We start from the raw sequence: 17,804 nt of genomic DNA, 5'->3' as shown, positions 1-17,804 counted from the left end.
ACAAAAGCCGTAATTGTTATCGTGTGAATGGCTTTTATTGTTTGATAAGGTAATCTAACCTTAAGGTTTGGCTTTATATTGCACGTTGGCACCATAATCATTGACAGCGGAATAACTCAGGTCATTTATATTAGTTACGGCAATACCTTTGAACTGATAAAACTCCGTTGCGCCAGGGGCAATCATAAATCCTTTGGTATCATATTTTTTACCACCGGATTTATAAGTGACGTCAAAAAGCGAAACATAATATTTTGAAGAGTTCGTTACATTGACACCATTGCCTTTAATGGACCAATGAAGATTCTCCATTGCCTGTGTTGCTGTGCCAGGAAGATCATTTGGCCGGTAAAATAATTTAATTCGTGTACGAAAGGCGATATTCAGTTTGCTTTGGTCTTCGTTAACGTCTTTAGCTTTGGCCGGTACTTCCAGGATATTTAACCAGAATACAGATTCCCGGTCCTGCGGTAAGGCAGGGCTGCCAAGGTAGCTAATGCGCAAGGTTTGTCCTTTACCTGCATCCACTCGGTTGATGGGCGGCGTTAAGATAAATGGTACATTTTTACTGGCAGACTCCCTTTGAGCACTGTCTGTTTCAATCCAGTTCTGAATTAATACCGGGGCGCTGTTCTGATTGGTTAAATTAACCGTAACCTCTTTTTTACTGGCCTGGTAAATTACGCGCGTACTGTTAACAACCACGCTTCCCTGAGCAATGGTGCTGAATCCGGAGAAAATTATTGCCCCTATGGCAACCATTACTGTTTTGGCGTAATAAGACATACCCAGTTCCTTAAGAAAAAGGGAGGAGCGAAAATCGCTCCTCACATGCAGTGATTAATCGTATTGCAGTTCGTACTCAACCTGGCTTTTAACTGTACCTGAAGCCAGTGCATCGGTGCCTGTACCATTGTTACTGGTGATGTATTCAACGGTGAAAGGCATGGTTGCAGTATTGCCGCTCGTAATGGCGATAAACTCTGCGCTACCTGTTACCAGCGCGTTGCTGTTTACATCAATGACGTTACCCGTATTGAAGTAACTTAAACGCAACTGAACATCTTTTGCCGTACCCGTTTTGTTAAGCAGAAAGCCGTTAGTGGTATCAACATTTGCAGCGGATGATTTAAAGAACGCCTGAACTTTTGTTTTACCTGAGGTGCCTAACACACAGTTTTTGGCATCAAGCGTAAACTTGGTTTGGCCCGCGGTTTTGGTTGTACCCGCAGCTGCAGAGAGCAAAGTTTTAGAGATGGTAGGCAGTGTTACTGTGCCGTTGGCACTGGAGCCGCCATTCAGTACGACATCACAGGTAGCGTCAGTAATTTCACCATTAAAATCGATGGTGCCAGAGCTATCTGCCAGTGCCACGTTAGACAGTGACAGCGCAGATGCAATAGATACTGCTAAAAGTATTTTTTTCATAAATATTCCCTTTGATATGAACTAACAACATTGTTGTTGATAATTAGCAGCCTGTTCCACAAGTGCTAATGATTTCCTGTTTCCTCATGGATGTTCAGGAGATTATTTTTCAGTTGTAACCCTCTTATGGCAACTGCTTATCTGAATTATTTGTTCAGGATAGTTAGTTCCATAAATATTATTCACCATGATTATTTGTTTTTATTTTTTATTGCGATGGTGAATGTTATCCTGGTTTATATATTCTTGTTAAAACACTTCACCCATGGGTGGTTAAATTGCTCCTGCGTATTTCAATATTTCGCAATATTTACAGGAAGTTGTTTGCGCTTACAATACAACTCCATCACCATCTCACCAGCGATCATGTAACCTTTGCCGGTAACACGTATGATGAAATTATCTGGCAAACCGACAAGAGCCAGCTTGTTTTTCAGATTCTTCATTACTTGCCATAATCGCTGGCTTGAACAGCTCAGACCGTTATTTTCCCAGACCTGAATTTGCAGGGTTTTATCCGAGACAATTTCTCCGACAGCATGTGTCAGCAGGTATTCCAACAGGTTGGCCATGGTCGGCCTAAGGTATTCAACCGCTTTCCCCGGTGTTTCAGGAAGCAGTAAACATCTTTTGAACGGCAGGAACTCAACTTCGTTGCGTTCGCCAAGACGATATCCATACACTGTTAGTTTGACCATTGTCCTTAATCTTCCTTCTCGTCCTGGAAGGGCTGATTAAGACTGACTGGCGCTCCTGCCTGCTTAATCATAATTCTTCTCTGTCTTGCTGATGAGGGGAATGTTATTGATTTTATCGTTCGTTAATCAACTTTATTTCATTAAACCATAGACGCAAGCTGGAATGCTAATTTCATAATAAATTCTAGTGTAAAATTTTATTGATATTGTAACTTGAGAAATTCTGTATGGTCACATCAATTTAAAGCGTGCCTGAACTCACAAAATTTTCAACTTTTTATACTAAAATAATTATACTGTTTTTTAACTAATTAATGGGTTTTAATTCGAATTGTTTTTTTTGTGTTAACGGTTAAGGGGAGGGATAAGTTTGATTTATATTATGTTTAAATGTATTGATGTGATAAATATATTTCATTGGGTACTAAAGAATAACGAATCCTGTAATAATTAGGAAGCAAAAACAGAGCGAATAGCATATTGAACCACTAGCGTGAGTGGTTCAGGCAGATTTTTCCTTTAATAAAATAAAAGCGAGCGTTGTGTGGTGGGAAGACGCGGGTTTGTAGAACGAGTCACAATGTGCGCCATATAAAAACCCGACGGGATTTAGCTGGCAACGCCAGTTGGGATATCGTCTGCCCATTGTGTCGCCGTAGTGATCAATTCAGCCACCACGCTGCGGTTGAAGCCGAGCCGATGGCCCAGTGCGCTGACGTCTTCCCATTTGTGATTTTCATACAGCTGTGCCAGATGCAAATAAGGATAGAGCGGGCCGCGTTTCTCTCTGAGCGCCATCATCACATTGGTTGAGACGTCAATCTGACCAATCAAATCCGCCATTGGCATTTCGAAGATATCGTCCAGCTGTGAGAACAGGCCCACGATAAAGGCATCATCCGATGAATGGCGGCTTATGGAACGTGCGGCGGCCAGCTCGCAGAATTTTCCGCGGATCAGGCAACGGTGGTAAATTTCATCAGTTTTGCCGACATTTACCGAGGTTAAGCAGGCCACCAGGACGAAGCGGCGTAGCTCATTGGCGCCAAGATAAAAGATGATGTCTTTGAGCGACTGGCTGCGGAAGTTTTTAATGCCTCGCGCATTGAAGACGATGTTCTGTGCATAGCGCATCAGCTTAAAAGAGAGTGCAAGATCCTGTTTCAGTAGTGCTTCGATTCTGGCGAAATCCGGTGAGTCAGTGTTCACTTCCTTCATTAACTTTAAGGTTATCGACTGATTCTGGATAAGCTTGTTATTAGCATGAATGACCGGCTTACTGAAAAAATGCCCCTGAAAGAGGGTGCAGCCAAGGTTACGGTAGCACTCATATTCTTCCTGCGTTTCGACCTTTTCTGCCAGAAAAACCGTCCCTTTTAGCAGTTCAGCTTTGCTTTCAATGTACTCTTTGATCTCTTCTGGCGTGCTCATACGTACATCAAACTTAATGATGCTGACATAGGGCAAAAAGTCGTTCCATGTATTGCCAAGTTCGAAATCGTCCAGGGCAATACGAAAACCGTGCTGATAAAGCTGTTTTACGGTTTTAAGCAGCCGAGGGGTGGGTTCAGCCGTTTCCAGTATTTCCACAATCACGCGATCTTTTGGCAAGGTTTCTGCCATGCCCTGTACCAGCAGTTCATAGGGGAAGTTAACGAATATCGCGCTGTACTCCTTGAGGCGACCCAGCGGCGCACCAAGAAATTGTTCTACGATAATTTGGGCAGTGGCATATTCCGGAGTAACGTCGGGAAACCGGTTCGTCATGCTGTCTCTGAACAACAGCTCATAACCGACTGTGTTCATATTTTCGTCAAAAATCGCCTGGCGGGCGACAAAAGAAAACATTGGATACTCCATACAGATGCCTGTAGATATCAAAACCCGGTTAAACAGGTATGTAACCGGTTAATCCCCCAGCATTTTCTCTTACCGATGAAAGGAAAGCCTGGACGAAAATGGCAAAGACGCATATGGGTCTTACAGAAGGCAGTATCTTTTGTAAACTTCTTAGGGACTTAAGTCAAATCCCATCTACGTTTACAGGGTATTATTGAGCCGGTTTTCTGAAAAAATGTTCAGTTCGCTAAAAAAATAACCCGATTGCCTGCAATCGGGTTTTTGGTGAGGGAAACCCGATTATGACCGAGAGACAACTCCGGCTTTTTCCAGCATAGCGTGTAACAAGACATTTGCCCCGGCCGTGACCTGTTCCGGTGCTGAATATTCTATCTCATTGTGACTGATGCCATCTTTGCAGGGAATAAAAATCATTCCGGTAGGTGCGAGCATACTCATATAAACGGCATCATGTCCGGCACCCGAGACGATATCCATTGAAGAGTAGCCTAATTTTTGGGCTGCACGCCGTACGGCCTCTTTACAATCCGGATGGAAAGGCGCAGCAGGATAATGTGAGACCTGTTGCAGCGTTATGCTCAGTCCGGTTTTTTCAGCGATCTGCGCAATGTACGCTTTCAGTGCCGCATCCATTTTGTCCACATCGGCGTCGGTCATGTTGCGAAAATCAATGGAAAATTTGACACTGCCGGGCACGACGTTACGACTGTTGGGATGCACCTGCACCATGCCTACGGTCCCCCGTCCGTGAGGAGCAAACTGCCCGGCAATATTGACCACTTCCTGCATGATATGCGTGGCAACCTGCAGGGCATCTTTGCGCATCGCCATTGGCGTAGGTCCGGCGTGAGATTCCATCCCCGTAACGACACAGTCATACCAGCGAATGCCAAGCACAGTCTGCACAACCCCAATGGTAATGTCCTGGTCTTCCAGGATGGGGCCTTGTTCGATATGGGCTTCAAAGTAGGCGCCGATGGGGTGGTCACCCGGTACAACGTCGCCCGCATAACCAATTTTGAACAGTTCATCTTTCACCGATTTTCCTTCGGTGTCGGTTGCCGCGTAAGCCACTTCCAGCGGGAAAATACCAGTGAAAACGCCGGAACCCATCATGACAGGCACAAAACGCGAGCCCTCTTCGTTGGTCCAGAAAACCATCTCCACCGGCGCTTCGGTTTCAATACCACGTTCGTTGAGGGTGCGAATAACTTCCAGCGCCGAGAGCACGCCAAAGTTGCCGTCGAACTTACCCCCTGTTGGCTGGGTATCAATATGGCTTCCTGCAACAATCGGCAGCAGGGCGTTGTTACGGCCGGGGCGGCGCATAAAAACGTTACCAATTTGGTCTATTTCGACCGACAACCCGGCCGCTTTACCCCAACTGACGACCAAATCACGCCCCTGACGATCGAGGTCGGTCAGCGTTAAACGGCAGACACCGCCTTTGGGTGTGGCACCAATTTGCGCGAGATCCATTAACGATTGCCACAAACGCTCGCCATCAACCCGCAGGTCACTAATATCAATGCCGTTTGTGTCTGGTGAAACGACTTCACTGCTCATGATTATTTCCTCAATGTCAGGTGATTAGCGGGCAACGGCCTGCGGGGCGCGCTGACGCTCCCATGCTGCCGCTGCGCTGAAATCCGGGCCGAATGCCGGGCGTTTGATATAGCGCCCGGCTCCTTCACGGGCGCGCAACTCACCATCAGCCCATACCAGCTGACCCTGGCTGATGGTGAAGGCCGGTACGCCGGTGACGGTACGGCCTTCGAAAATATTGAAATCATTACGCGAGTGGTGGGTGCTGGCGGATAGCGTTTTGCTGCCAGCCGGGTCCCAGAGTACCAGGTCTGCGTCAGCGCCCTGTGCTACACAACCTTTGCGCGGATAGATATTGAAAAGGCGGGCGGTATTGGCAGAGGTGATCGCCACGAATTCACCTGGCGTCAGGCGTCCACTGTTGACCCCGGCGTCCCAGATAACTGCCATGCGCTCTTCTACGCCGCCGCAGCCGTTAGGTATTTTGCTGAAATTGTCGCGGCCTGCTGCTTTCTGGCTGGCGCAAAAGGTGCAGTGGTCGGTTGCTGTGGTATGCAACTGGCCTGATTGCAGGCCATGCCACAGCGCAGACTGGTGGGATTTATCGCGAAACGGCGGGCTCATAACATGGGCTGCAGCGAAGCCAAAGTCTGGATGGCGATAGACGCTATCATCGATCACTAAATGCCCGGCGAGCACTTCGCCATAAACGCGCTGCCCGCGTCCACGCGCACGGGCAATGGCCTCAGCGGATTCGCGGCACGAGACGTGTACCACGTAAATCGGTACGCCCATGATGCTGGCGACCGTAATGGCGCGGTTAGCGGCTTCGCCTTCCACTTCCGGCGGACGAGAGAGGGGGTGGGCTTCCGGTCCGGTAATACCCTGTTTAAGCATCTCTTGTTGCAACAGGTAGACCATCTCTCCGTTTTCCGCGTGTACTGTAGGCATCGCCCCCAGTTCCAGACAACGGCGAAAGCTATTCATCAGGGTTTCGTCATCGCACATGATGGCGTTTTTATAGGCCATGAAATGTTTGAAGCTATTAATGCCTTCTTGTTGTACCAGCGTGCCCATATCCTGACGTACGCTTTCATCCCACCAGGTAATGGCGACGTGGAAGCTGTAATCGGCCGCCGCTTTTTCTGCCCAGCCGCGCCACTGGTGGTAAGCGTCCATCAGCGGTTGTTGCGGGTTGGGAATGACGAAATCGATAATGGTGGTCGTACCGCCTGCCAGCGCGGCAGCGGTGCCGCTGTAGAAATCATCAACCGTGGTGGTGCCCATAAACGGGAAATTCATATGGGTGTGTGGGTCGATGCCGCCGGGCATGACGTATAGCCCGCCCGCGTCCACGGTTTCGGTTCCGGCGGGAATATCCCATTGGGATGCATCGCCGACGGCTGCGATGATGCCATCGACACAGAGCACATCGGCACGACGCTGATGGTCCGCGTTGACGACGGTACCGCCTTTGATCAACAGGTTACGCATTCGTTTTCTCCTGTAGTGCTTTGGTTAGTTATCTTCTTTTGCCCTCACCTTTGAGGGAGGGGGGCGGGCCGCACCACCATCAACTAAGCTGGTTGCGCCATCGGGTTATTCGGGTGCGTTGTCCAGTTAGCGTACTGGTCCGTCACAACCTTGCCGGTACGCTTATCCACTTCCCCGGGTTGCAAACTACGCAGTGAAATGCAGTTCTCCACCGGGCAAATCGAGGCGCAGAGGTTGCAGCCGACGCAATCCTCTTCGCGTACCTCGAAACGTCGTTCATCCCCGGTGATGGCGGTAATCGCCTGGTGCGATGTGTCTTCACAGACCAGATGGCAGCGCCCGCACTTAATGCACGACGCCTGGTCGATTACCGCTTTATCCACGTGGTTAAGGTTGAGATAACGCCAGTCGGTGACGCTTGGCAGCGCCATGCCGCGGAAGTCTTCGATGGTCCGGAACCCTTTCTGGTCCATGTAGTTCTCCAGGCCGCTTATCATGTCGCGCACAATCTGGAAGCCGTGGACCATTGCGGCGGTACAGACCTGCACCGTTGCGCACCCCAGTGCAATAAACTCCGCGGCATCGCGCCAGGTGGCGATGCCGCCAATGCCGGAAATCGGTAAACCACGGGTCTGGGCGTCGCGGCCAATTTCCGAGACCATATTCAGCGCAATCGGCTTCACTGCCGGGCCGCAATAGCCGCCGTGTGAACCCTGGCTGCCGGTGTGAGGTGACATCAACATCTGGTCGAGGTCCACGCCTATCACCGAATTAATGGTGTTGATCAGCGATACGGCATCTGCACCGCCTGCTTTCGCCGCCCTGGCCGGATAACGGATATCGGTGATATTCGGCGTCAGTTTGACAATCACCGGCAGGCTGCAATATTGCTTGCACCAGCGGGTGACCATTTCGATATACTCCGGCACCTGGCCCACCGCCGCACCCATTCCGCGTTCGCTCATCCCATGCGGGCAGCCGAAGTTAAGCTCAATACCATCAGCCCCGGTGGCTTCTACCTGCGGCAGAATGGTTTTCCAGGCCTCTTCTTCGCAGGGCACCATGATCGACACCACAACCGCCCGGTCAGGCCAGCGTTTTTTAACGCGGGTAATCTCTTCAAGGTTGATGGCCAGCGTACGATCGGTGATCAACTCGATATTATTCAGCCCCAGAATACGTCGGTCGGTCCCGAGCAGGGTGCCGTAGCGCGGCCCGCTGACGTTAACCACGTGTGGATCCAGCCCGAGCGTTTTCCACACCACGCCACCCCAGCCCGCCTGAAAGGCACGCTCCACGTTGTACTCTTTGTCAGTGGGCGGCGCGGATGCCAGCCAGAATGGATTGGGACTTTTGATGCCAAGAAAATCGGTATGCAGATTAGCCATGGGAGTGCTCCTGAAATGAGGTGGCGTTTGCAGCGTCGGAGACAGTAAGGGCCAGCGCGATAGAGCGGGCGGCGAGTTTGCCCTGGCGTACGGCATCGACCGTCAGGTCAAGGCCACCCGCACAGCAGTCTCCCCCGGCCCAGACGCCAGCCAGCGAGGTGCGACCGCACTCGTCGGTGACAATACGCCCGTGTTTGAGCGAAATGGTTTGTCCGACAGAGGCGCTGTCGAAGGTCTGGCCGATGGCTTTAAGCGCCATGTCAGCTTCAAGCGTGAAGATCTCATCACTGACTTCACCTTCACGCACTACGCTGAACGTTACGCCCGTCAGCTGATTGTTGTGTTGCTCGAAGCGTAAAGGGGCGGCCCACAGGCGTATCGTCACACCATTAAGCTGTGCCCACTGCCGCTCTTTTTCCGAGGCTTTCATCTGCGCTTCGCCACGGCGATACACCAGCGTCACCTCCTGAGCGCCGAGTTTTTTCGCCTGTACAGCGGCGTCGACGGCGGTCATCCCTCCGCCAATCACCACCACTTTGCGGCCAACGGGGAGCTGGCTGAGATCCGCGCACTGGCGCAAATCAGCAATAAAATCCACCGCTTCACAAACGCCTTCTGGTTCTGCATCCCCCGTTTCCAGTTGATTAACCCCCGCTAACCCCAGTCCGAGAAATACCGCGTCGTAGCTGGCTCGTAACTGAGCAAGGCTAAAATCTTTGCCGAGTGTTTTATCCGCATGAAGCGTAATGCCGCCTGCCGAAAGCAGCCAGGCCACTTCCCGCGCGGCGAAATCATCGGTCACCTTGTAGCGGGCGAGACCGTATTCATTAAGACCGCCTGCATTGCTGCGGGCATCAAAGAGATCCACGTTGTGGCCTGCTATTGCCAGGTGGTGAGCGACAGTCAGCCCGGCGGGGCCGGCACCGACCACGGCAATGCGTCTGCCGGTTTCGGGTCCGCGGACAAACAGAGGTTTACCGGTGTTAGCAAAGAAATGGTCGGTGGCGTGGCGCTGGAGCAGACCGATATTGAGCGGACGACCATCCTGCGCGTTACGCACGCAGGCCTGCTCGCACAAGGTTTCGGTAGGGCAGACGCGGCTGCAGATCCCGCCCAGCACATTGGCGCGTAAAATAACCTCTGCCGCGCCGCGATCGTTGCTTTGGGCAATTCGCTGGATAAAGCTCGGCACATCGATATCAGCCGGGCAGGCCCGGGAGCAGGGGGCGTCAAAGCAGTAATAACAACGTTCTGCTTCAATCACCGCCTGGGTGGTGGTTAACGGGGGGGCGCAGTCCGCAAACTCGCGGGCATACGCGTCGGGAGTCAGCCGTGCGGCCTGGATCCCCCGGGCGTGGCTACCTGAATAGTTGCTCATCATGCTTCTCCTGAATTGTCAGCGGGGTCATCTCTCCCCGTGTTATGAATCCTGACCAGATGGTTAAGTTTTCGCGTAATAACCATGCTAATTACGTGCCATTTGCGACAACTTTGCCGCAGAGCGCGTAAATTCAGGAGGGCATAAGATCGTTAACACAATGACCTGACTTTTATTGCTGTTTTTTGGTGCATTTCGCACCCTATTCGCTGCCAATTGCTGCATTTTGCAGCAAGGTTTATTCAAGACCGCAGATCCGCCAGACACAACGCAATACATGGTCTGTCGCCCGTTGCTGTGCCGTTTCGCTATGCGAGTCATCTCCCAGTACAGCGGCAATCTGGATATCAAAATCCGCATAGGTTTGGGTCATCGACCAGACGGTAAAAAAGAAGTGGGTGGTGTCCATCGCAGAGAGCTTACCGAGCGCAATCCAGCCATCAAGAATGCGGGCTTTTTCCGCCACCAGTTGTCGAAGCTGCGTTTTTAACAGTGGATGAACCACCTGTGCCCCTTGCAGGATCTCATTGGCGAACAGGCGGGAGGCTTCCGGGCGGGCAAAACTAAAGCCGATCTTTTTACGGACATACTCTTCGAGCGCAGTTTTGGGATCGGCACTGGCGGAAATGCCTTCCAGCGGCGCCAGCCAGTCGTGAAGAATGCACTCCAGCACACGCAAATAAAGGGTTTGTTTACTGCCGAAGTAGTAATGCAGATTGGCTTTGGGCAGGTCAGCGGCATCGGCAATCTGCTGCATGGTGGCACCGCGAAATCCGTAACGGGCAAAGACCCGTTCTGCGGCGGGCATGATGATTGCCTCGTTATCCTGGCGAATACGCCCTTTTTCCAGCGCGACCTCGATACCACTTAGCAGGCTTTCATTCATGACAGGCTCCAGTGAAATCCGCCGTCCCTGGCGGGGAAGGGTTATTTCAGTTTTGCCGCGGCATCCCAGACGGTATGGGTCATTGCGCTGTCACCCGGATCTTTTTTGATAACCGGGGTATCACCACCACTGTGCAATAAAACATCAATCGTGCGGCGGTAGGCTGCCGGATCGAGATAGCCAATTTTCGGTGTGTTGGCGTTAGTAATCAGCTTCGCCACGTTTTCCATCTGGCGAGTCTGTACTTCTTCGGTAGCGGCGCCGGAAGCATCTTCCGCAACCACGATTTTTGCCGCCTCTTGCGGGTGTTTCACCGCGTAGTCCCAGCCTTTAAATGACGCTTTGAGGAACTTCGCCATTCTGGCGACGAACGCCGGATCTTTCAGGCTGGAGTCCAGCACATACAGGCCATCTTCCAGGGTGGAAACACCCTGATCCTCATACGGGAAGGTGATCAAATCCGCTTCTTTTAAACCTGCGTCGATCAACTGCCAGTATTCGTTGTAGTTCATGGTGGAGATGCAGGCTGCCTGATCCTGCAACAGCGGATCAACGTTAAAGCCTTGTTTGAGAATGGTAATATCGGTGCCAGGTTTCAGCCCGAGTTTGTTCATCCAGTTGAAGAAGGGATACTCATTGCCGCCGTACCAGACGCCCAGTGTTTTACCTTTGAAATCGGCAGGCGTTTTAATGCCGCTTGATTTTTTACAGGTCAGCATCATCCCGGAGCGATCGTAAACCTGAGCAATGTTAACCAGCGGAACGCCCGCCTCGCGTGACGCCAGCGCATCCGGCAGCCAGTTGACGATGACATCCGCAGATTTTCCGGCAATCACCTGAACCGGGGAGATATCCGTACCGCCGGGTTTGATCGTGACATCCAGTCCTTCTTCTTTATAGAACCCTTTTTCCTGCGCCACGTAGTAGCCAGCGAATTGCGCCTGTGGCACCCATTTCAACTGCAGCGTCACTTTCTCTGCTGCGTGTGCTGAAAAGGTAAAAGCCACAGACATTGCCGCCAGTAACAACCCCCGGCGAAAAGCGGAACGTTTCTTCATGGGATAACTCCTCGGGTTAGTGTGCATCATCATGTTTTTATGTTGTTTTACTTTTCCGTTGCCATCCCGCGAATCGAGGGATGCCAGAAATTCACGCGGCGATCGAGCCGGACCAGCAAGGTGTAAATCAGCGAACCGGCCAGCGATGAGACCACAATCGCTGACCACACGATGGGCATATGCATCCGGGCTGACTCTGTGGAGATACGAAAGCCAAGCCCGGCGGTCGGCGAGCCAAAATACTCAGCGACAATGGCGGTAATGAGCGCCAGGGTGGCATTGACTTTCAGAGCGCTAAAAATAAACGGCATCGCAGCAGGCAGGCGCAGCATGCGCAACTGCTGGTGGGGCGTCGCGGCGTAGCAATACATCAGTTCTTGTTCGAGCTTGCCACTCGCTTTCAGCCCGGCAAGCGTGCTGACCAGCGCCGGGAAAAAGGTCACCAGAATGACCACGGCAGCTTTTGACGGCCAGTCGAAACCAAACCACATCACAGCGATAGGGGCGACGCCGACCAGCGGTACGGTACTGGTCAGGCTGGCGACAGGGAGCAGACCGCGTTGCAGAAAGGGAAGTCTGTCGATAAGCAGCGCTACGCCAACGCCTGCGCCACAGCCCAGCAGATAACCCACCAGCACCGACTTGAGGACCGTTTGCACCAGGTCACCCGCCAGCAGAGAGACACCGTCGACGAGCGCAGTGAGAATATCCAGTGGCGCAGGCAGGATGACCTGAGGAACGGCAAACCCGGTGACCAGAATCTGCCAGAACCACAACAGCCAAATGCCGAGCAGTGCGGCGACAGCAGCCGCAGGAACCGATGCACTCGCCAGGCGCTGTACGCTGACGGCGGCAAGCAGCGCCAGCGCGAGGGTGCTCAGGCCATTAAACGGCAGCAGCGCAAGCCAGAGTGCGCTGCCAGCGAGCGCCACCGCGAACAACACGCTACGCAAAGCCGTTTGTGAACAGGCCAGCAGTGAACTGACAATCAGCAAGAGCGCATGAGAACGAAGTCCATTAGAGGTATCGCTCTCTGCGCTTAACTGAATCAGCGACAGCACGCTAACGATGAAGGCAGCGACCAGGAGCAGCGTGCCGGGAATGGGTTTTTTTTTCATCATGCCCCCTTACGCTGGCGCATCACCAGACGTTCGGTCAGGGTTACCAGCCCGGTTAAGGCCAGGCCTAATAATGAGGCCATCACCAGCGCAGACCAGATCTGGATGGTATTGCCGTAATAGGAGCCGGTGAGAAGCCTGGCCCCCAGCCCGGCCTGTGCGCCAGTGGGCAGCTCCGCTACCATCGTGCCGACCAGACCACTGGCAATGGCGACGCGAAATGCCGGAAAGAGATACGGCAGAGAAGAGGGCAGACGCACCATCCAGAAGATATCGACACGTCTTGCGGCGTAGGTATGAACCAGTTCCATCTCCATTTTTTGCGGTGAACGCAGCCCCTGAACGGTGGCGATGGTGACCGGAAAAAAGCACAGATACATGGCAATGGTCGCTTTGGGAAGCATGCCCGTCACTCCCAGGCTACCAAGAATAATCAGCACGATGGGGGCAATCGCCAGTACAGGAATGGTCTGCGAAGCGACAATCCACGGCATCAGTGCTTTATCAAGCGTCCGTGAATGGACAATACACACCGCCAGCAGTACGCCCAGCACCACACCCATGGCGAAACCGGTCAACGCGGCGCTCGCGGTAACCCAGGTATGCAGTAATAAGTTACGCGGCGAGGTGAGCGGCCACTGGGTAATGCTGTTCCAGATATCCATGATCAACTGATGCGGCGCAGGGAGCAGCGGGCGGGTGGCATTCAGGGAGGCGGCAATCAGGTCACTGCTTGTCCAGGGACCGCGCGGGGTCAGTACGTGGTCGATCACCCCGGAGGCATTCAGGGCGAAGGCCAGCACATACCAGAGGATCAACGCCACCAGTAACACACTGCCGACGGGCAGGACATGGCGTTGCAGACGCTGACTAATGGTCATGATGTCCCTCCACCAGCGCTTCACGCACGTCAGCGGCGAGCTGTAAAAAGGCCGGGGTATCGCGAATCGCCAGCGAGCGCTCGGCGGGAAGCGGCGAGTCAATCACCTTCACAATCCGTCCCGGGCGCGGCGACATCACCACAATTTTGGTCGACAGATAGACGGCCTCAGAAATGGAGTGTGTCACGAAGACCATCGTACGCTGTTCGTTAAACCACAGTTGCTGTAACTGCTGGTTGAGGTTGTCGCGCGTCAGTTCATCCAGTGCGCCAAAGGGCTCGTCCATCATCAGGATTTTGGGCTCAAAACCCAGAGCACGGGCAATCGAGACGCGCTGCTGCATGCCGCCGGAAAGCTGCCACGGATATTTTTTCTCGAAGCCTTTCAGCCCAACGCGCGCAAGCTGCTCGCGAGCGATTTCATCGCAGCGCTCCGGCGGTACGCCCTGGATTTGCAGCGGCAGTTTGACGTTGGCCAGCACGGTACGCCATGGCAACAGGACAGGGGCCTGGAAGACATAGCCGTATGCCCCCGCCTGGCGCGCCTCCGAAGGCGTCATATCGTTAACCAGCACTTCGCCGGAGGTGATGGGTTCGAGATCGGCAATAGCGCGCAGCAATGTGGTTTTGCCACAGCCGGAGGGGCCGATGAACGAGACAAACTCCCCCTGGCGAATGGTCAGGTTAATGTCTTTGAGGGCATGAACCGGCTGGTCGGCAGCCGGATAAATCACGTTGGCCTGGTTTACCCTGATGGCAGGCCGTGCGCTGGCGGTTGCCGGTTTTAACGGTACGACCGCAGATTCCTCTGCATAGATCAACTGGCTCATTCCAGGCCTCTCCTGTTTTTTGACTAACTGGTTAAGTTTGTTTCTCTATGCCATTTTTGTGCCAGGCGTTAAAAGGCGTTATTTCGTGCTTTTTGGCCGCAAGATAAGGTTTTTTGATGGCTAAATTGGTGCAAATGTCGGCAATGGTGCGTGGTCGTGGGGCAATAAGGAGTGGGAAAGTCAGCCCGGTTTTGATGAAAAAAGAAGCGCTAGCATGCAGGTTACACTCCCCCTTCGCAAAGGGGGAGTGACAGTCCGGGCACAGCGGTGTGGCAGATGGCGTTACACCCCGTATAAGGCAGCGATCAGCCCGACAATTCCGCCTGCGGCCAGCAAAATCAGTGGCGAAAGACGGGTTTTCAAAAACAGGACAATACACACGGCGATCGTGGCGAATTGCAGAACATTGTGTATTACCGCACCGGCGACCAGCGCCCCGCCGGAGATTACCAGGCCAACCGTCAGTGGAACTAACGCATGGTTTAACACGCGTTTCATTTTCTCGTCGGTGTTCTTATTCCATAACGTCACGCACGCCACCACTATCAGTGACGAGGGGATGAACTGGCAAACGGTTGACACCAGCAGCCCGGCGATCCCCGCAACGCGCCAGCCGACCAGTGAGGTAATCATCATATTGGGGCCGGGCGCGGCCTGGGCGAGAGCGAACAGTTCGCTGAATTCCCGGGAGGTCATCCAGTGATGAACATCGACGACCTGGCGTTGCAACTCAGGGATAATGGCATTACCGCCGCCGAGGGCTAAAAACGAAAGTTGTAAAAAGATGAAGGCGAGGGAGAACAACGTTGTCATGATCTGTGTTTCCGGTAGCTCAGCACAATACTCAGCGGTACAGCGACCAGTAAGACCGGAAGCAGAGGCAGGCGAAAAACGGCAATGGCAGCAATGATCCCACCAAGGATGAGCCATGAAGTCAGCGCGCGCGGCATGGAGCGCAAAATTTTCAGGCCGGTGGCGATGATAAGCCCGGCCGCCGCGGCGGAAATGCCTGCGAAGACCGAGGCGACCAGCGGATTGTCATGCCAGAGCAGCCAGATATTGCCGAGACAAACAATAACCAGTAAGGGAGCGGTCAGTAACCCCACCAGTGCGACAAATCCCCCTTTTATGCCATGAAATTCCACGCCGGTGGCGACGCATAAGTTCACTGCATTTCCGCCTGGCAGAAACTGGCACAGCCCCAGCAGTTCGGCAAAGCGTTGTTCTGATAGCCAGCGTTTTTTTTCCACCAGCGCCCGGTGCATTAACGGCAGCACCCCGCCAAATCCGGTCACTCCTAACATAAAGCAGGTCTGCCAGAGCTGCCACGATGTTGGTTTAGCGTCGGCAGACGCGAACATATTCTTATTTTCTTGCACAACGACCTACCTTTGATGGTCGGCTCCCTGGCACCCGATAACCCATTTGTAATCGTGATGAAATTACAGGAATTTCATCGGCAGAAAAATGATCGCAACCGGGATCCGAAGTGACAGATACGGGAAGAGAGAAAGGATGTGCTGAATTTCATCTACGCTAAGGAGACAGATCAACATTCAGGAGGTGCTATGGCTGATATGAATCGTCGCTGTTTTATGAAGATGCTCTCTGGCGCTGCGCTGACGACCCCCTGGTTGCTTGAGGCGGCGGAAAAGGGGCATTCTGCAGCGGCTTCGGCTTCGGCTTCGGCTCCCGTGACCGGGGCTTTCTTGCTTTCACCAAAAGAGTGGGTACCTAATAATCCTGCGTTGCCAGTATTGCTCTATCGTCAGGTGATTCCAGGGCGGGCAACAGCCCAGGACGCGCAGCAGCTATTTGCGAAAAATGGCTGGCCGCCGCAATGGGTAGACGGGGTGTTTGATTACCACCACTACCATAGTACGGCGCATGAAGTGCTGGGAGTTGTCGGCGGCGAAGCCCGGTTGATGCTGGGCGGTCCGGGCGGTAAGGAATTGACCGTACGGAGGGGTGACGTGGTGGTATTACCTGCCGGAACGGGGCACTGTAACCTTGGCAGTAGCGCTGATTTTTCTGTCGTCGGCGCTTATCCGCCAGGGCAGAATTTCGATCTCTGCCGCGATGCTCCTACTGCACAAAGGCTGGCAGCGATTGCCAGCGCAACATTTCCCCATAGCGACCCGGTTTTTGGTGCGCAGGGTTTGCTTTTAGAGCAGTGGCTGTAATCCCGTGCCCAGGAATTTTCTTGTTTTGTGGCGGGGCTTACTGTGGGGTCTACGCTTAAAGCGCATCAGGAATGCGAAGCTCTCTGTGTATGTAATGATGGTCTTCTCTATTGAAAGGCATTGTTGAATAAAAGGTTTTGGACATGTTCGGCCAGCTCATGCGAGCTGGCTTTTTTTTGTTCATTTAATGCTATTTTTTGGAACTTTTTGGAAATCATGATCGCCGTCATAATTCTGAAAAACTGGCATGATCTGCTTATTGCCAGGAATTTTCTGATGGACTACTATGGCCTCACCCCCAGACAGAGCTAACGCCACAATAAATAGTGAGTGCCGGAGATAAGCGCCGGGAGGGTAAGTAAAATTGAAGTATTTGCTCGATTTAAAACACCAGGCCCTGGCATCTGCCAGGGCTTAATCGTTTTTAGCGCCGGTATTTTCTTCTTTCTGCCCGTTCCGTTATCTCCCTTCGATCGCCTGTGATCCCGTTTATCGTTGCGCTTTGCCATAACCTCTTCTATACACTGCATATTAACGTCGTTGCTCCTGCGCGACATCGGCACAGAACCACTGAGAACCTTTATGGATATTGAGAAAATCAAGCAACTGATCAAACTGGTCGAAGCATCAGGCATCTGCGAACTGGAGATTTCTGAGGGCGAAGGGTCGGTCCGTATCACTCGCGCCGTCGCTACTCCTGCGACACAACATTCTTATACACTTCCCGTAATGCCGCAGTCAGCACCATCAAACGTGGCAGCGCCAGCCGTAGCGGCTGTGGCAGTGGAGCCTGCTGCTGCACAAGTCAGTGGTCATTTTGTGCGTTCCCCGATGGTCGGGACCTTCTACCGCACGCCGAGCCCGGATGCCAAAGCGTTCTGTGAAATCGGGCAGAAAGTCAATGTAGGCGATACCCTGTGTATCGTTGAAGCGATGAAAATGATGAACCAGATCGAAGCCGACAAAGCGGGTGTAGTGAAAGCGATTCTGGTGGAAAGTGGCCAGCCGGTTGAGTTTGACGAGCCGCTGGTCGTCATCGAATAACGCGACTGACGACC

17 protein-coding genes are annotated in these 17,804 nt (G+C 52.8%); 2 read left to right on the top strand and 15 right to left on the bottom strand.

The annotated features are described in order from the left end of the window. Window positions 1-60: 60 nt before the first annotated feature. The 15 genes from AAIG39_RS01095 to AAIG39_RS01025 all read right to left on the bottom strand — a co-directional run bounded on the left by AAIG39_RS01095 (window position 61) and on the right by AAIG39_RS01025 (window position 15,942). Window positions 61-786 (bottom strand): fimbrial biogenesis chaperone, encoded by a 726-nt coding sequence (locus AAIG39_RS01095; protein ID WP_249568762.1) that lies wholly within the window; start codon window positions 784-786, stop codon window positions 61-63. Window positions 787-840: 54 nt separating this feature from the next. Beyond that, window positions 841-1,428: a fimbrial protein gene (locus tag AAIG39_RS01090; RefSeq protein WP_343192998.1), complete on the bottom strand. Its 588-nt coding sequence runs from the start codon at window positions 1,426-1,428 to the stop codon at window positions 841-843. A 293-nt stretch (window positions 1,429-1,721) separates the two neighbouring features. After that, window positions 1,722-2,126 (bottom strand): winged helix-turn-helix domain-containing protein, encoded by a 405-nt coding sequence (locus tag AAIG39_RS01085; RefSeq protein WP_249568760.1) that lies wholly within the window; start codon window positions 2,124-2,126, stop codon window positions 1,722-1,724. Window positions 2,127-2,735: 609 nt separating this feature from the next. Continuing rightward, entirely contained in the window at window positions 2,736-3,974 is a 1,239-nt protein-coding gene (locus AAIG39_RS01080; RefSeq protein WP_064180974.1) for an EAL and HDOD domain-containing protein, read from the bottom strand. Between the two features lie 291 nt (window positions 3,975-4,265). Continuing rightward, window positions 4,266-5,552: a Zn-dependent hydrolase gene (locus AAIG39_RS01075; protein WP_343192997.1), complete on the bottom strand. Its 1,287-nt coding sequence runs from the start codon at window positions 5,550-5,552 to the stop codon at window positions 4,266-4,268. Between the two features lie 24 nt (window positions 5,553-5,576). Continuing rightward, window positions 5,577-7,025 (bottom strand): dihydropyrimidinase, encoded by a 1,449-nt coding sequence (hydA, locus tag AAIG39_RS01070; protein ID WP_249568758.1) that lies wholly within the window; start codon window positions 7,023-7,025, stop codon window positions 5,577-5,579. A gap of 83 nt (window positions 7,026-7,108) precedes the next feature. After that, the gene (gene preA / locus AAIG39_RS01065) at window positions 7,109-8,413 is read right to left on the bottom strand and encodes an NAD-dependent dihydropyrimidine dehydrogenase subunit PreA (RefSeq protein ID WP_064180977.1); all 1,305 of its coding nucleotides are present in this window, start codon (window positions 8,411-8,413) and stop codon (window positions 7,109-7,111) included. Then, window positions 8,406-9,791 carry an NAD(P)-dependent oxidoreductase gene (locus AAIG39_RS01060; protein WP_343192996.1) on the bottom strand — a complete coding sequence of 462 codons (1,386 nt, stop codon included), beginning with the start codon at window positions 9,789-9,791 and terminating at the stop codon, window positions 8,406-8,408. Before AAIG39_RS01060 ends, preA begins: the two co-directional genes overlap by 8 nt. A 238-nt stretch (window positions 9,792-10,029) precedes the next feature. Continuing rightward, the gene (locus AAIG39_RS01055; protein WP_090082239.1) at window positions 10,030-10,677 is read right to left on the bottom strand and encodes a TetR family transcriptional regulator C-terminal domain-containing protein; all 648 of its coding nucleotides are present in this window, start codon (window positions 10,675-10,677) and stop codon (window positions 10,030-10,032) included. A gap of 41 nt (window positions 10,678-10,718) precedes the next feature. Next, window positions 10,719-11,735, bottom strand: coding sequence for an ABC transporter substrate-binding protein (locus AAIG39_RS01050; protein ID WP_064180980.1), 1,017 nt, complete (start codon window positions 11,733-11,735; stop codon window positions 10,719-10,721). Between the two features lie 47 nt (window positions 11,736-11,782). Further along, a complete protein-coding gene (locus AAIG39_RS01045; RefSeq protein ID WP_343192995.1) occupies window positions 11,783-12,853 on the bottom strand; it encodes an ABC transporter permease in 1,071 nt (356 codons plus the stop codon). Further along, the gene (locus AAIG39_RS01040) at window positions 12,853-13,734 is read right to left on the bottom strand and encodes an ABC transporter permease (RefSeq protein ID WP_343192994.1); all 882 of its coding nucleotides are present in this window, start codon (window positions 13,732-13,734) and stop codon (window positions 12,853-12,855) included. Before AAIG39_RS01040 ends, AAIG39_RS01045 begins: the two co-directional genes overlap by 1 nt. Continuing rightward, window positions 13,724-14,563: an ABC transporter ATP-binding protein gene (locus AAIG39_RS01035; protein ID WP_064180982.1), complete on the bottom strand. Its 840-nt coding sequence runs from the start codon at window positions 14,561-14,563 to the stop codon at window positions 13,724-13,726. Before AAIG39_RS01035 ends, AAIG39_RS01040 begins: the two co-directional genes overlap by 11 nt. 282 nt (window positions 14,564-14,845) lie before the next feature. Continuing rightward, a complete protein-coding gene (locus AAIG39_RS01030) occupies window positions 14,846-15,376 on the bottom strand; it encodes a chromate transporter (RefSeq protein WP_064180983.1) in 531 nt (176 codons plus the stop codon). Continuing rightward, a complete protein-coding gene (locus tag AAIG39_RS01025) occupies window positions 15,373-15,942 on the bottom strand; it encodes a chromate transporter (RefSeq protein WP_343192993.1) in 570 nt (189 codons plus the stop codon). The genes AAIG39_RS01030 and AAIG39_RS01025 overlap by 4 nt, the downstream gene beginning before the upstream one ends. 189 nt (window positions 15,943-16,131) lie before the next feature. On the opposite strand from AAIG39_RS01025, the gene AAIG39_RS01020 reads away from it, so the two are divergent. Both AAIG39_RS01020 and accB read left to right on the top strand, forming a co-directional pair. Then, on the top strand, window positions 16,132-16,746 hold the full coding sequence (locus AAIG39_RS01020) for a cupin domain-containing protein (RefSeq protein WP_343192992.1): 615 nt from the start codon (window positions 16,132-16,134) through the stop codon (window positions 16,744-16,746). A gap of 582 nt (window positions 16,747-17,328) precedes the next feature. Next, window positions 17,329-17,790, top strand: a complete 462-nt coding sequence (gene accB / locus AAIG39_RS01015; protein ID WP_343192991.1) for an acetyl-CoA carboxylase biotin carboxyl carrier protein — start codon at window positions 17,329-17,331, stop codon at window positions 17,788-17,790. Window positions 17,791-17,804: the final 14 nt, after the last annotated feature.

Source organism: Phytobacter palmae (assembly GCF_039409775.1).
In the GTDB taxonomy this organism is placed as follows: domain Bacteria; phylum Pseudomonadota; class Gammaproteobacteria; order Enterobacterales; family Enterobacteriaceae; genus Phytobacter; species Phytobacter palmae.
The sequence above is the reverse complement of the archived record's forward strand: the minus strand, read 5'-3'. Positions and strand labels throughout refer to the sequence as shown.